Source organism: Symploca atlantica LB2515 (assembly GCF_052546295.1).
Window position 1 is genome coordinate 322,570 of record NZ_JBQWMT010000001.1, and the last position, 14,046, is coordinate 336,615.

11 protein-coding genes are annotated in these 14,046 nt (G+C 45.6%); 2 read left to right on the forward strand and 9 right to left on the reverse strand.

Annotation, left to right across the window (positions count from 1 at the left end):
* Positions 1-194: 194 nt before the first annotated feature.
* The 5 genes from ACT7WV_RS01410 to hetZ form a co-directional block, all read right to left on the reverse strand.
* Positions 195-1,277: a class I fructose-bisphosphate aldolase gene (locus ACT7WV_RS01410; protein WP_445101179.1), complete on the reverse strand. Its 1,083-nt coding sequence runs from the start codon at positions 1,275-1,277 to the stop codon at positions 195-197.
* A 164-nt stretch (positions 1,278-1,441) separates the two neighbouring features.
* On the reverse strand, positions 1,442-2,302 hold the full coding sequence (locus ACT7WV_RS01415; protein WP_445101180.1) for an alpha/beta fold hydrolase: 861 nt from the start codon (positions 2,300-2,302) through the stop codon (positions 1,442-1,444).
* Positions 2,303-2,304: 2 nt separating this feature from the next.
* On the reverse strand, positions 2,305-4,623 hold the full coding sequence (locus tag ACT7WV_RS01420) for a transglutaminase TgpA family protein (protein WP_445101181.1): 2,319 nt from the start codon (positions 4,621-4,623) through the stop codon (positions 2,305-2,307).
* Positions 4,624-4,695: 72 nt separating this feature from the next.
* Positions 4,696-5,793 carry a hypothetical protein gene (locus tag ACT7WV_RS01425; protein ID WP_445101182.1) on the reverse strand — a complete coding sequence of 366 codons (1,098 nt, stop codon included), beginning with the start codon at positions 5,791-5,793 and terminating at the stop codon, positions 4,696-4,698.
* Positions 5,786-6,949 (reverse strand): heterocyst differentiation protein HetZ, encoded by a 1,164-nt coding sequence (gene hetZ, locus ACT7WV_RS01430; protein ID WP_445101183.1) that lies wholly within the window; start codon positions 6,947-6,949, stop codon positions 5,786-5,788. The genes ACT7WV_RS01425 and hetZ overlap by 8 nt, the downstream gene beginning before the upstream one ends.
* Positions 6,950-7,041: 92 nt before the next feature.
* Here hetZ and ACT7WV_RS01435 point away from each other — a divergent pair, with 92 nt between their 5' ends.
* Positions 7,042-7,527 carry a hypothetical protein gene (locus ACT7WV_RS01435; RefSeq protein WP_445101184.1) on the forward strand — a complete coding sequence of 162 codons (486 nt, stop codon included), beginning with the start codon at positions 7,042-7,044 and terminating at the stop codon, positions 7,525-7,527.
* 209 nt (positions 7,528-7,736) lie between these two features.
* Here the strand turns inward: ACT7WV_RS01435 and sds are convergent, their stop codons facing one another.
* A complete protein-coding gene (gene sds, locus ACT7WV_RS01440; RefSeq protein ID WP_445101185.1) occupies positions 7,737-8,708 on the reverse strand; it encodes a solanesyl diphosphate synthase in 972 nt (323 codons plus the stop codon).
* Between the two features lie 576 nt (positions 8,709-9,284).
* On the opposite strand from sds, the gene ACT7WV_RS01445 reads away from it, so the two are divergent.
* Complete coding sequence (locus ACT7WV_RS01445; RefSeq protein ID WP_445101186.1) at positions 9,285-9,650, forward strand: hypothetical protein; 366 nt, start codon at positions 9,285-9,287, stop codon at positions 9,648-9,650.
* Between the two features lie 265 nt (positions 9,651-9,915).
* Here ACT7WV_RS01445 and murI read toward each other — a convergent pair whose 3' ends face one another.
* The 3 genes from murI to ACT7WV_RS01460 all read right to left on the reverse strand — a co-directional run bounded on the left by murI (position 9,916) and on the right by ACT7WV_RS01460 (position 13,410).
* A complete protein-coding gene (gene murI / locus ACT7WV_RS01450) occupies positions 9,916-10,749 on the reverse strand; it encodes a glutamate racemase (RefSeq protein WP_445105550.1) in 834 nt (277 codons plus the stop codon).
* A 149-nt stretch (positions 10,750-10,898) separates the two neighbouring features.
* Positions 10,899-11,396 (reverse strand): AMIN domain-containing protein, encoded by a 498-nt coding sequence (locus tag ACT7WV_RS01455; protein WP_445101187.1) that lies wholly within the window; start codon positions 11,394-11,396, stop codon positions 10,899-10,901.
* 487 nt (positions 11,397-11,883) lie between these two features.
* Positions 11,884-13,410 carry a cation:proton antiporter gene (locus ACT7WV_RS01460; RefSeq protein WP_445101188.1) on the reverse strand — a complete coding sequence of 509 codons (1,527 nt, stop codon included), beginning with the start codon at positions 13,408-13,410 and terminating at the stop codon, positions 11,884-11,886.
* Positions 13,411-14,046: the final 636 nt, after the last annotated feature.

Here is a 14,046-nt window from a genome sequence, read left to right on the forward strand (position 1 = left end):
TGACCATGGGATAGAAGATCAGCCGTTTTAGCTGATCTCCCATCTGCCCAAAATAGTTTGCCGATTCCTCAATCAGTGGGCGCCTTCTAGTTACAGGATGATCGGGCATTTTGGGCGATTCCTTTCCCCCTTGTCTTCTTTATTCCTTGATTGTGCAACGCCAATCGGTGTTCTTGTCTCAGTTGCTGGGGAGGTCAAGCGATAGTTACTTCAGTTGATAAGTAAACATCCTGAATTGTGTGGAACAACTTAACACCTTCCTCAAAAGAGCGCTGGAAAGTCTTACGACCGGAAATTAGCCCACAACCACCAGCTCGTTTGTTGATTACAGCAGTGCGCACAGCTTCAGCGAAATCATTTTTTCCAGAAGCACCACCTGAGTTAATCAAACCAGCACGGCCAGCATAACAGTTAAGTACTTGATAGCGAGTTAAGTCAATTGGGTGATCGGTGCTGAGTTCTGAGTAGACTCGCTCATCTGTTCTACCGTATTTCTGACCCGTAGCTTTGGCAACCGCTCCGTAGCCATTGTTACATTGCGGCAGCTTTTGCTTAATGATGTCCGCTTCGATGGTAACGCCTAGATGGTTTGCCTGACCTGTCAGATCAGCAGCAAGATGATAATCTTTGTCCTGTTTAAAAGCATTATTACGGAGATAGCACCACAGGATAGTTGCCATACCTAGTTCGTGGGCGTGAGCAAAGGCGCGACTTACTTCCTGAATCTGGCGGCTTGATTGCTCAGAACCAAAATAAATTGTAGCTCCCACTGCCACCGCCCCTAAATTCCAGGCTTGCTCAACATTAGCAAACAAAATCTGGTCATTTTGATTGGGGTAAGTGAGTAGTTCATTATGGTTAATTTTCATAATAAACGGGAGGCGATGGGCATACTTGCGAGAAACCATTCCCAAAACGCCCAGGGTAGTAGCAACGGCATTACAACCACCTTCAAGAGCCAGTTTGACGATATTTTCTGGGTCGAAGTAGGCAGGGTTAGGAGCAAAAGAGGCGGCGGCGGAGTGTTCTATCCCCTGGTCCACTGGCAGAATAGAAAGATAACCTGTATTGGCAAGGCGTCCAGTCGAATACAATTGCTGGAGACTGCGCAGGACTTGAGCTGGGCGATCGCTATTGCCAAAAATCCGTTCTACTGAGTCTGGTGCGGGTATATGCAACAGCCGTTTGTCAAGCTTAGCCTGGTAAGTTAGTAAGTCTTCGGCTTCTTCTCCAAGCCAAGATGCAATAGATTGGGGTGCCGATAACGTAGCGGTCATATCACTTTTCCTCAGGACTTCAGTGATTTTTGCAAAAAAACTTTTAAGTTGAATAGTACTTAAATAAGCACTAAGAAAGCTAGTACAAGCCTATGTTAGATCCAGTCTAGGTAGATCAGTATTTTTCGGCCATAGTTCGCGGAAGTTAGTACAGTTTCTATCAGTTAAGTTTTATATACCAAGAAACCCGCGATCGCATCTAGGAGTGCTTCTGGCTCATCGACTCGAATCAAGTGACCGCTATTTTCAAAGATTCTCAGATCTGCATGGGGAATGGCTTGAGCAATTTCCTCGGAAAATTCTGGCGCACAAATCCAGTCATGCCGTCCTGCAATTACCAGTGTGGGTGAGGTAATTTTGTGTAATTGGTCGAGGACATTGTAATGGCGTAGAAAGCTACTAAAAGCAATATTAATTGCATCTATCGAAAGTATAGTTCTGCTCCAAGATTTAGGGGGTGAGGAAGGGTCATGGGTGAGCGAGTACATTGAGCCCATTACCTGAAAATACTCGTGTAGCTGTTGCTCATTCTCAAAGGTGCCATCCCACAAACGAGAAGCGATCGCTTTTTGTTCGTCAGTTCCTTTTTCTGCCAGAATTTCTTTACCCCGCTGCAAAAAACGGTAATTAGCTGCGGTAGCGATCACGATCAAATGTGAGACATATTGGGGATAGCGTACTGCATAAGCAAGGGCAACCATACCGCCATAGGAAGTTCCAAGTACGACAATTTTGTCAAGACCCAGATACTGGCGTAAGGCTTCCATGTCCTCAACATTATTGTCTAAGGTATAGGTTTCTTTGGGGCCCCGTGCTGATCTTCCCTGACCCCGATGGTCAAAGTAGACTAGTTGCATTTTCTGGCTCAGAGGAGAAAATGCCGGTTTATAGGAACTGTGATCTGCTCCTGGTCCCCCATGAATGACCAAAGCCACTGGCTTTTCACGCATCCGCGAGCCATCCGCGACTAAAGAGGAACCTTCAACATCAAAGTATATTTCTGTATCCCTGATTTTGGCTCGCATTGCTAATACTTCTGGTCTGGTTTGAGTTGATCTTGTTTAACCCAGTTACGTAATTGCCGTCGCAATTCTGGGATGTTGGGTCTTGCGCCCCCATAACGCCAACTGACATAAGCTTGGGAAATCTCATCAATCACCTGGATAGATTCTGGTGGTTGGTGTTGATGTAGAGTGCTGGCATACTCTAAGGGAGTCTGAGCCGGGTGTTTAATGTATCCTTTAATCCTTAAAACCTTGAGCATTTGCTGGTACAAGCTTTCCATCGGTGGTAATCGATCTAACCAGCGACGGTAGCGCCAGTTTCTCCACTGCTGCCAACCTAGCCAGCTAAGGAAACTAAAGATCACTGCCAAAATTAAACCAGTAAACAAGCCTAACCAACCGTTGGATAAAATTCCCCACAACCAGACAATTCCTCTAGCCAGGGAGCGAATTAGCAAATTCCCAGCTTGACCTAGCCAACTGGTTACTGGTGATGGTAACCAACCTGCTACCCACTGCCAAAACTGTCGCAAGACTCCGAAGGTTTGAGATTCTTCTACTGAAGCAGGAATTAATTCATGACCGGGAATGGGGTCAAAGGCGAACCAGCCGTAGTCGGGGAAGTAGACTTCGGTCATGGCGTGGGCATCTGTATTGCGGACAACGTAAAAACCCGTGAAGGGATTAAACTGACCTGTGCCAAAACCGACTACCAGTCGCGCTGGGATGCCAATTGAGCGCAGCATGATCGTCAAAGTCGTGGAGAAGTGATCTGGGTAACCTCCTTCGTGCTTGAACAGAAAGGCGGTTACTAAGTCCTCGTTTTCCTCTAAAAAAGGCAATCCCAAGGGGTTTTCTGGAACGGAGTAGCGTTGCTTGAGAGCCTGCGTCAAATACAACGCTTTCTCATAGGATGAAGTGATAGGTTTAGCGGAGGTGGCTAGAAGTTCTTCTGTTCGTTGCCGTACTTGCTCAGCAATTTTCGGAGGAACATCCAAATAGTAATCTTGAATATTCTTTGGGTAGTTGTCGGTTGCTTGTTGCAACAAGTCGCGGGTGCGGTAGGGTACGTCTGAAATAACTGTGTAGGTTAGTCCTTCAATCAAGCCTAAGGGCGATCGCAAGTTACCTTCAATATCGAGGGCTACTTCCCGTGTGGGAAAGTAAAGTCGCTTGGGATAAGTTAAAGCCGGGATAATATTGGGCAGTTCCGATACTACTGTGTAACTTTGAACTACCTCTTTGGTTTGACCTCCCACTAGAGGTGGAGGCAGTAGAAACTGATAGGACCATTCTGGTCGATTTAACTCGATGACCCGATTTTCGCGAGAAATTTCCCAACCTTGACCTGTGTAGTGGTCAAACGAGAGTACACGCCAAAATCCTGGTGCCTGGGAACGCACCCGCAATACTACTTTAGGCTGGAGTTCCCCTCGGAGATTCTGGTTAATTTTACTGCCAAAGCCGTAGTAAAAGGTGTCATCAAGTTCTCCTGGGCCTGTAGTCTCGTTTTGTGTCGTTCCACCAGTACCGTTGCCGTTTTGGTTGCCCTTGCGGACATATCCTGGGTTGACGATACCGCGATTATTCTCATCAAAATTCTGGTTGCCGAAATCCTCTGGTACACTCACAGGGAAAGTCTGTAACTGATAGCCGGGAAGCCTAGGCATCAGGGCAAAAATGACCAAACCTAGCCCTAAAATTACTACCAGAAATAGACTGAGACTTTTCGTCGTTAAAATTCTAGAACGGTGAGTACCGACTGAAGAGTTTTGAGGCTTGAGTTTGGTAGAAATACCAAGGCGTGAGCGGTAGTCGAGGACGAGCACCGGAAGGGCGATTACTAAAAATATTAATAACAGTGGGGCAAAGGTTAAAGTCTCACTCAGGGTTCCAGCAACACCCAACAGAATCAGTCCGATTACCATCGAATACCCCAAATCTTTGCGGCGTGGTAAATCGAAGCTGTGGAGAACTTGCACCATAATTAGCAACTGTGCCAAAGCCAAGCGGGTATCGTTGAGTTGCGTCAACAGGTTTCTAAAGAAGGCTCCCATTGCCAAGAGCATTCCTATCGCCAGCAAGAACTTGAGGGCGATGTTACGGTGACTACGGCGATACCAGCTCCAGGTTGCTCCTACAATACTTAGTGGTATTGCCCAGAAGCTCATCTGAGTTTGGGCGGCAATATCTGTAGCAAGAATACCGACAACTACTAACCCTTGTACCAACACCCGGAGCAAAATTGAGTTTTCTGTTTGAGGGGGCGGCATCTGTTGAAGACGCCGCCAAACCTGACCCAGAAAGGGTAGACGCCGTAGCTGCCAAATCTCATTGGTCATTGGTATTTAGTTCTTTGTCAATTGATCATTGATTATCGATTTTTGATCGTCAACTTGCTAACAAAGAATAAATTACAAAGTCGGACACAGAGCAAATCTTAGAGGTGCCGATTCAGATTCATGGAACCGAACCTCTAAAGGATAAGTTTGACCGGGTTGTACCTCAAATAGTTCGACACTCAGGTAGCCTGGATTAGTGCGCTGTGATGTTGCTGATGCTCCTGGTGCTTGTAGTGCCAGACTGCCACCGCGAGGCAAATGACCCCTGACATAGACTGAAGTAACTTCTTCTTGTTTTTGGTAATGTGCCTTGAGGCTCACGATACCGGCAGAAGTTTGCCACTGTCGCTCTACTGGTGTTTTAGTGGGTGAAATCTGGACACTCAGTGTGTTGATAATCTCTTTGGCTGCTAACAGCGCTAAGGTCATTCTTTGCTCGGCAGAAGCATCGTCGTAACTGATATTCGGTAATTGCAGTGCATCGGGGTTACGACCCATACCATAGCCAATTACCATCCCCGCTAGAGGGTCTAGTGACTGAAATTGGTCGGGGAATAAGTTTTTTACTGCATTAACCATTTGTCGCCCCAGCTTAAGTTGTGAATCTACCACTTCAGAGCAGGCTTCTAGCAGTGGCACTAAGACGTTTTCTGGGAGTGAGACAGGCAGAGCAAGTTTGTCTAGCTGTGGCATCCAGAGGTCGATGGGAGGAACCCACCGATTGGCTAAAACGTCATCAGTGTCAGATTCATAATCAGAAATTTCTGTTTCCCAGGGGAAAAGAGGGGGGTGACGTTCAATTTCAACTTTTAGTCGGCGCTTTAATAAAGCCTCAAAACGTTTTTGCACGATCGGCATTCCTCCCAATTGGTCAGGGTTCTGTTCACTGCCTGGTTCAATTGCCTCATGAGCAAGGGCATCTCCTAAATCCCCTTGTGTGAGAAATTGAGCTGTATTGTCAGTGTTAAAGGGTGCAATGTTCACTTCTTCTAAATCAAGTGGGTCTAATTGATCCAACTCAAAATCCGCTGCTGAGAGTTCACCAGCAGGGACAGTGTCTTGTGCCTGTCCGTGTTCCGGTGTGGTAGCAGCGGTAACGGACTCTTTTATTAGCCAAGCAATTAAGCGGCTATAGAGGACGTCCGAGTTATTATCCATGTCACTATTCATCTAGAGATGCACTTGATCCGGATCCTGAACGATTGCGAATATCCCATGCCAGCTCAAGCAGTTTAAACCATCGCTTTTCCACCTGGGTAACTGTACAACCTAGAGTTTGAGAAATTTCGGCAATTGAGCTGCCTTGTTGCTTAAGTTCTAGTAGTTGTGCCTGCTCGGAATCCATTTTTGTCTGAAACTGTTCCCATTCTATCGGGGTTAGACCTAGATTCCGGTCTAAATCGGCTTCTAGCCACTGGTGTACTAGTTCCCAACGATGAGACAGAGCAAACCTAATCAGATGATATTTGAACCTTTGCTGTAAATAATCCCTCTGCCTGGGGGTAATACCTAAAATTTCTTCGATCTCGTTAGTGGGCAGATCTTGCAGGCGTAGGGTAAAGTAGTCGGCACAATCGCCCTGTTGGCGCTCTTCAAGATATGTTAGCAATTCTTCGATTACCCTTTCCCGAAGGTTAGCTTCTAAAGGTTCGGGTTCAGATGCTACCATTACCTCTCGCACCTGCTGTGTTGCAGCGTCGTTCCAGGTATAGTCTGAATCTGGTGACCCTCCCTCAGCAGCGGTATCCATATCTACAGAAGTTTCTGGAGGTTGCTGTTGGGAAAAGGTTTGCGCGCGCAGGATAATCAATTGCTGAGACCGACGGCCTGGCAAGGGAATACGTCGCTTGCCGTAGCGTTCGGTAAATGCCATGTACTCTGCTAACTCTAGCAAGGAGCGTGGGCGATAAGCTTCATCAAGAGAGTTTTCGCGCCGGAAGGCGTTTAAGGCTTCTACGTAAAAACCTTGCAAGAAATCTTCGATTAAGGTTAACCGCGCCTGATAACCTGTCGGCATGTGAGAGGGCGTAATATAGCGGTAGATGATCGCACTCAGGGTACTCTGTAGTTCTACCCGTCCCCCACGAGAACCTAACTGATAATATTGTAGACATTGCTTGAGACGATGATTTGCTAGTGTTTTGGCCCAGCTTTCAATGTCTCCGGATGTTTGGATACGAGTACTCTCATTACAGATTCTGGTAACTTCACAGGCTAAACGCTCTGACACCTCGCGACAGTTGAGATCTGAAGCTCGTGTTGACCGCCGGAATTCGTTAAATAGCAGTTGAAAAATTGCCTCCACGCCCCGGCAGACTTCCCTCATAGTTTTCATTACTTAAGAAAGACCCTAACATAACAAGCACTACAACTGATAGGCTCTGACCATAGATCAGAATATTCTCTGCTGCAGCTTCTATGGATTTAAAACAACAAATTCAACTCCTTATTGACAATGCCCCCCAAGATGGGACTACGCCTAAAGTTGTTGAGGCGATCGCACCGATACTGACACTCCTTGCCAGTCAGCTTAAACATTCGGAGTATTATGTTCTCCAAACCATTGACCAGGGTTGGGTGCTGACAACTTTGAGTAACCGTTCTCAACCTGATGTTGAGAAAAACGTCATCTATGCCTTCTCTACTCTCAAAGACGCTGCTGATTTTCAGTCTGTTTCAGATCCTCAAATCATTGCAATGCCTGTGCCAGTAACTCATATTTTGTTCCACATGTTGGCGCTTGAGGTCGTCAGCAGCATAGTTTTCTTTGATACACCCGGTAATCTCACTCTTGGTACAGAAGTTCATAGAGATGACCTGCGAAAATTGATTCAAGCGGAACTGCAACAAAATCGGTCAGCACCTAGGTCATATCCTAACAATCCGCCCTCGGATATCGCTTGATAATGGTTTTGCCATCGGCTGCTCTAGTTGAAGTTTCAATAAAAAAAGCCCTTGAATCTCTTATCACAGCTAAGGATTCTCACTACTATGAAGTTTTGGTGAACTTTTGAAGACAACTGTATCAGTTGATCAAGATGTAGAGGTAGCTTTCGCGTTGGGCTTTTTGAATTTCCTAGAGTTATTTGTCAAGAAGAGTCGAATTGGTTCGGTTAATAAATACGACTCAGGACGTAATCTGCCACGTCAATCAGTGCTTGAGAGGATTCTGAGGCTTTCAAGTTGCTCAGGTATTGTACTGCTGCCTTGGCGTGGTAGGCAGCTAGTTCGCGGGAATGCTCAATACCCTGACTTTCTTCAACTAGCCCAAGTGCTTGTTTAAGATCATCTGGTTGGGTAAACTCGCGCTCAATTAGCACCTCTAAGTAGGGCTTTTCTTCCAGAGCGTATAAGACTGGTGCTGTTAGATTACCACTAACTAAATCAGATCCAGCTGGTTTGCCTAAGACTTCTGTAGAAGCAGTGAAGTCTAAAATGTCATCTACGATCTGGAAGGCTAATCCAACATGGCGTCCGTAGTGATACAAACAATTGGCAGTATCTGAGGATACGCCACTTAAAACCCCCGCCGCCTTGGCGCTGTTGGCAATTAACGAGGCAGTCTTGTTGTAACTCTTTTGTAGATAATCTTCGATGGTAGTAGTAGTATCAAATCTATTTAGTCCTTGCTGAATTTCTCCTTCTGCCATGTCCTTGATTACTTCTGAGAGCAGCTTGACTACCTCTAAGTTATCCAGGTTAGCTAGATACCAAGCCGATTGACCAAACAAAAAATCTCCTGCTAGGACTGCTACACGGTTGTTAAACAAACTATTGACTGTAGGTACATTTCGACGTACCTCTGATTCGTCTACAACGTCGTCATGCACCAGAGACGCTGTGTGGATCATCTCTGTGATTTCTGCTAGACGCCGGTGACGTGGTGTGATGTCGCCCTCTAATATCGTTGCCCGTGCGACTAACAGCACAATTGCTGGTCTTACCCGCTTTCCCCCAGCACCGAATAAGTGTTCAGCTGCGGCATAAAGTATTGGGTGACGGGCACCCACTAGTTTTTTCAAGTTCTCGGTCAGTAGACACAGGTCGGCTTCGACAGGGGCAAAGAGAGAGGTCACTGAGGTCATGGATCCGCCCACTAATGAAGTAAGGTTACGAAAGTTTACATATTCTTTCCTTAATTCTAGGTCAAGCGTTCCTTACAGGAAAGTTTTGTTTGACTAATAGACTCCTTAAAAGGTAATAGCAGCAATTGTATCAACTTGTTAATTGTATGAAAAAATCGCTTCAATGCGCCTGGATTCTTGTGTTAATCTTAATATTGAGGAGTTAAAAAACTAAAAATTTTATTGATTCCGAGGTAGTGGTAGGGTGAAAGTGACATCCTTGCACACAAGTTCAAGGTGCATTGTGCTAGGCAGAGATAGTCTACTGTCCCTGGTAAAACCTCAGTTTTATTACTGATTCAGGTCGTTTCTCGGAATAAAATAGAGGAATTTCAGCTTAGCCGAGTTTGGCTCAAGCTTGATGGTAGGTAGCTGGCGCGACCAAGCAAGAAGTAATAAGAAATTTATAAGGGAACAAAGTCCTGCGTCCCTGAAGTTTCTCATATTAGAACAGTCCCTCGGCTTGTGACGGGCTTGGGTCTGCTGTTGTAAGAACTGGCATCGAAATCTTCATCTATCCAAATCTGGTTCATCACGATGATTTACAATAACACCGCCCTAATCATTCCGCTCCTGGCAACGGGTTATTTGCTAGGTATTTATTTGCTGTTGATCTTAGCGCAGCGGACGATCAAAAATTCCCGTTACTTCACTAATGCTTGGAAGGACGCCTATGCTAATTATGTAGACAAAGATTCTCTGAGGCAGACCGCTCAGGTTGACAACGGCTCATCACGTTCTAGCGAAAGGGTTTCCCCAGATCTACCTTCTGTTTCCAGAGAACTGGCAATCCCCCTATCTAACCAAGCTGACTCTAGCAGCGTTTCTCTAGCAGAACCTAGTCGTTTGCAGAGCATCAAAGAAGCTAATAGGCAAAATAGTCAGCTTTTTCAAAAGCTTTAACTCCATCGCTATCTATGGGCTAAGTTTCCTAAGCTGGTTGACATTTATATCTTGCACTTAAATTTTATTTTCGGTGCGGCTGCTAAGTAGCCGCACCAAGGGTGTATTGGCTTATTTTGCAAAAAAAAAACAACCACCATATCTCGTGTTTTGAACTATTCTGCTAACTTTAATCAGCATTCAGCCGAAAAACGACCAAAAACTATCGAGCATGATTTGGTCCTGATGCATCTGATTGATTGTCAGCAAAAGTATCAAATGTAGGTTAGATCGGCACCGATGGGTGAGATACTGTAGGTAGGTGGATTTTTTCTACGACTGGAGTGCAACCTAGCCACTGTACTGCAAGCTGAGCAAACTGTTGAGGGCAGCCACTAACACAAAAACGCGTTGGTAGTGGAGACCTAGAATTCTTCAGTCCCATTAAGTCCAGTTCTTGGGCAGTGGTGGTAACTACATGGGATGCTGGATCCACAAGAACTACACTTGATGGCAAAATCTCTCTCAATACGGGAGCTAGGTGCGGATAATGGGTACAGCCGTAAATGAGGGTATCAATTCGCTGCTCTAGCAAAGGAGTTAAGTACTGGCGGGCCACTTCAGCTGTGTAAGGATCATGCAAGCGGTTTTGCTCTACTAAAGGTACGAACTCTGGACAGCCAACTTGCCAAACTTTAGCATTAGGTTCAAATTCCAATAGGGCACGTCGATAAGCATTACTGGCAGCAGTAGCTGGGGTGGCAATTACCCCAAAGCGAGTGCCTTGGGCTACAGCGGCACGTGCTCCTGGTACAATCAACCCCAAAATTGGGATATTAAACTCACGGCATAGGGCTTCCCGTGCTAGAGCATCGCTGGTATTACAGGCCATGACGACCATTTTGACGTCCTGTTGTACCATCCAGGTAAGAATCTCAAAGCAAAACTGCGAAATTTCACCTGAAGAGCGCATCCCATAAGGTAGACGTGCCGTGTCAGCAAAGTAGAGAACTGATTCGTTAGGTAATTGTCGGTACAGTTCTCTGAGAACGGTTAGACCACCTACACCGCTGTCGAAAATACCAATTCGGCTCCGCTGCGGTTCTCTGTTGTTGGTAATACCAGATTCAAGGCTTTCATTAACAAGAAGTTTTCCTGTATAGGATTCAGGCTTATTTTGCCCAGGAGAGTCACTGGGATGAGAGACAGAAAAGTTGGACACCGATGTTTGTTAAGAGAGTGACGTTGGATTTATTCTGCTGGACAATTTTAGGGATTTTCTTTCAGCTTCAACAGCAAATTTTGTGATGCGGATGGATTCTCGAAGCTGTTGCTGTTGTCTGCGACCAAGGGTTGACCGGGCACAAGCCCAACCCTTTCAGGTCTTGGTAATTGAACCGTCCATTGATTGGGCGTCAAGCCTCGGAATTTCACCTGCTGAGGATCCAGGGTGTATCCAGGTGCTAACTCAATAACAATTCGAGTTGTTCGGTTATCGAATTGCCCTACTCGAATTTCCTTAACTGTACCTCCCACTTTCTGGGAATCTGTAGGGCCTTCCAAACTAATTCCGGGCAAATCAATAACCACGCGGGTCGGATTAGCAATGAGTTGTGCTCTTGGCTGAACTCCTACGTCTGTAGTGAATTCTAGTCGATTTTGATTCGCTTCAAAACGCCAAAACACCAGTTGACGCGCTCCAGCCGATAAGGCAAACAAAAAAACACTTAAAAAGCTAGGTATTAGCAGTAGCCAGCGAGATTTCAAAATTATTGCTCCTTTTAAAAGGGCATTGCTGCATCGAATAGCCATTTGCTGATTGGTGCGACTTTTAGTACACACTTTTCCCAAGATGGAGGACATGATCACAAATTAGGGGAGATATTGCCGTGGCTCAAAAAGCCTTTTTTAGATTGCCTTAATAAACCTACGGCTTATTAAGTTGCAGGTTGACTCTTGTTGCAGGTTGACTCTTTGATTACCCGTAGTCCTAAGGGAGCCTAAGCTAGATGACATAGCCTAGCAGATGAAAGTTACTAGTCAATAACCAGGCTCCCTAATTTTTGATAATTTAACCCCTTAAGGGGCATTTTGTAGAAAGTTTACCCTTTACTTGATTGGAGCTCTCCTAACATCGGGCAACTTTACTGAAGAAATGGCACGGTTGAAAACATCGAGTCAGTTTTTGTTGATTTTTGCAACACCCAATCTGGAAGTGCCAATTGCACTTTTTGCCAAAGATTAGTCTCACTCTTCAGTCGTCCTGTCTAGTTTCCTGTGGCATTTCAGCTTTCTTGGATGCTTCCTGAGGATTTACACCCGGTTCCACTGGCGCTGCTCCTTGGCTAGCACCCTCAAATACGCCTGTCTGCTCAAGAGTAGCTTCCGATTCTGACTCCTGAAATACTAACCTTAGCAAAGGAGGCGCAATAAATGTGGTCAAAATAACCATCACGATAATCGCCGCCTCAGTAGCTTCCGAAAGAGCGCCGCTTGCTGCGCCAACACCAGCAAACACTAACCCCACCTCGCCTCGTGGAATCATACCAACACCGATTGCTAGTCGGTTGATCCCAGGCTGACCAAAAACAGTAAAACCTGTGACTACTTTACCGATGATTGCCACCACAATCAGGAAAATTGCCAGGACTAAGCCTTCCCGATTGCTGGGAACGGTTGGGTCAAGAACGCTTAAATCAGTCTTTGCACCTACGACTACAAAGAAAATCGGTGTCAGAACGTCCGCAAGGGGAATTACCTGCTCTTCTAGTTCTCGGCGTTTATCGGTTTCTGCCAAAATTAGTCCAGCAGCAAATGCTCCTAAAATTGCTTCTAGACCAATAGCTGCAGCAACATAAGACAGTATTAAGGCAAAAGTTATTGCAGTCACCAATACTTGACCGCGCGTCTTCATCTCCTTAACTAAGCTGACAAAATAGGGACTCAGGAAGCGGCCCAGTAAAATTGAACCCACTAGGAAAACACCAGCGCTGATAATGAGGTAGATGACGTTGGTAATAACAATTTCTCCTGTCTTTGCCAGACTGGCAACGACCGCTAGGATAATAATGCCTAAGACGTCATCGAGAACCGCTGCACCAATGATAATTTGACCTTCTTTGGAACTGAGACGACCAATTTCTGCTAACACTTTGGCCGTGATCCCGATACTGGTAGCTGTCAGCGCAGCACCGGCGAAAATTGCCGGTACAACAGGAACGTTAAATAAATAAACTAAACCGGCAGTACCAGCAGAAAAAGGTGCTACAACCCCTACCACTGCTACCACTGCGGCTTGAGGCCCAACTCGGATCAACTCTTGTAAATCTGACTCTAGTCCAATTTCAAACAAGAGAATCACAACACCGAGTTCCGCCAAAACGGAAATGATCTCGCTTTGTGTTCCAAACACTGAGTTAGCCGCCTCTGGAGTCAGACCAGCGGTACTCTGAAGAAAGTTCATAATTAAGGAACTTGTACTATCTGCGCTGGCTTCAGGGAAGACCAACAGATTTAGGGCAGAAATTCCCACTATGACGCCGCCCACTAATTCACCTAATACCGGTGGTAAATTAATCCGAGCGCAAATCTCGCCACCCAGTTTGCTGGCAAAGAAAATCACAATTAAACTCAGTAGTACTGCGGCTAGTACCATTGGTTCGTTTTCAGCTTCGGTTGCTGTCCCCTCGCTCGCAGTTGCTAACAGAGGTTGGTGAAAATAGAGAAAAGAAGGTGAAGGGATAGGGGAGAAGAAACTCACCCAGGCAGTTGCATCAGCCATTATTCACTAAGAAATCATTCTTTCTACTCTACAAGCTTCTCAATGCAATCAATCCTTTCCCTGGGTTATTAAGTTTACTGCTAAGCACTATACAGAAAGTTTATTCATGGGATTATTGATGATTTCACTACTAATTTGCTAGGGAGAAGGAGAGGAGATAATGGCTAGTTCGCTATAGCGCTTAAATGGGTTAGAGAGAGCTATTCCTCTGAATCCTCCTGTTGCTGACTCAGGACTCCTCGATATGAGGTAGCTTGGAGAGAAATGAGAATCTTGATCAGTTACTAAAACGGTAACAGCTGAAAATAATCAGGCATTGCTATGGCAGACTGAAAGCAAAATAAGGCTCTGTTAGGAGTCCAGGAACCTCTTTTAGTGGTGTCCGCTATTCCGGTGAGGAGAAGTGATCAGATGAATCAAAATTTTCTGTTTTTTTCTTGTTGTAGAACCCCGCAGATGTTATCTTTTAGAGGTTTGTTAGAGAAAGTTTGATCCCTAAACTTAACATCGCTAACCGATTCGGCAGCAGATTTCTTTTACATGGAAGTTTTAGATTTTAGCCGCCAAGTGACTTACCCGAAGCCGGTGAGTTATTTAAAGAGAAGCTAGGCACACAACTGCTGGCTATGGTTTGGG

Coding starts and splice junctions, on each gene's coding strand:
- ACT7WV_RS01410 (WP_445101179.1), bottom strand. CDS start 1,277: ATGACCGCTACGTTATCGGCACCCCAATCTATTGCATCTTGGCTTGGA.
- ACT7WV_RS01435 (WP_445101184.1), top strand. CDS start 7,042: ATGGATTTAAAACAACAAATTCAACTCCTTATTGACAATGCCCCCCAA.
- ACT7WV_RS01445 (WP_445101186.1), top strand. CDS start 9,285: ATGATTTACAATAACACCGCCCTAATCATTCCGCTCCTGGCAACGGGT.
- ACT7WV_RS01420 (WP_445101181.1), bottom strand. CDS start 4,623: ATGACCAATGAGATTTGGCAGCTACGGCGTCTACCCTTTCTGGGTCAG.
- hetZ (WP_445101183.1), bottom strand. CDS start 6,949: ATGAGGGAAGTCTGCCGGGGCGTGGAGGCAATTTTTCAACTGCTATTT.
- ACT7WV_RS01415 (WP_445101180.1), bottom strand. CDS start 2,302: ATGCGAGCCAAAATCAGGGATACAGAAATATACTTTGATGTTGAAGGT.
- ACT7WV_RS01460 (WP_445101188.1), bottom strand. CDS start 13,410: ATGGCTGATGCAACTGCCTGGGTGAGTTTCTTCTCCCCTATCCCTTCA.
- ACT7WV_RS01425 (WP_445101182.1), bottom strand. CDS start 5,793: ATGAATAGTGACATGGATAATAACTCGGACGTCCTCTATAGCCGCTTA.
- sds (WP_445101185.1), bottom strand. CDS start 8,708: ATGACCTCAGTGACCTCTCTCTTTGCCCCTGTCGAAGCCGACCTGTGT.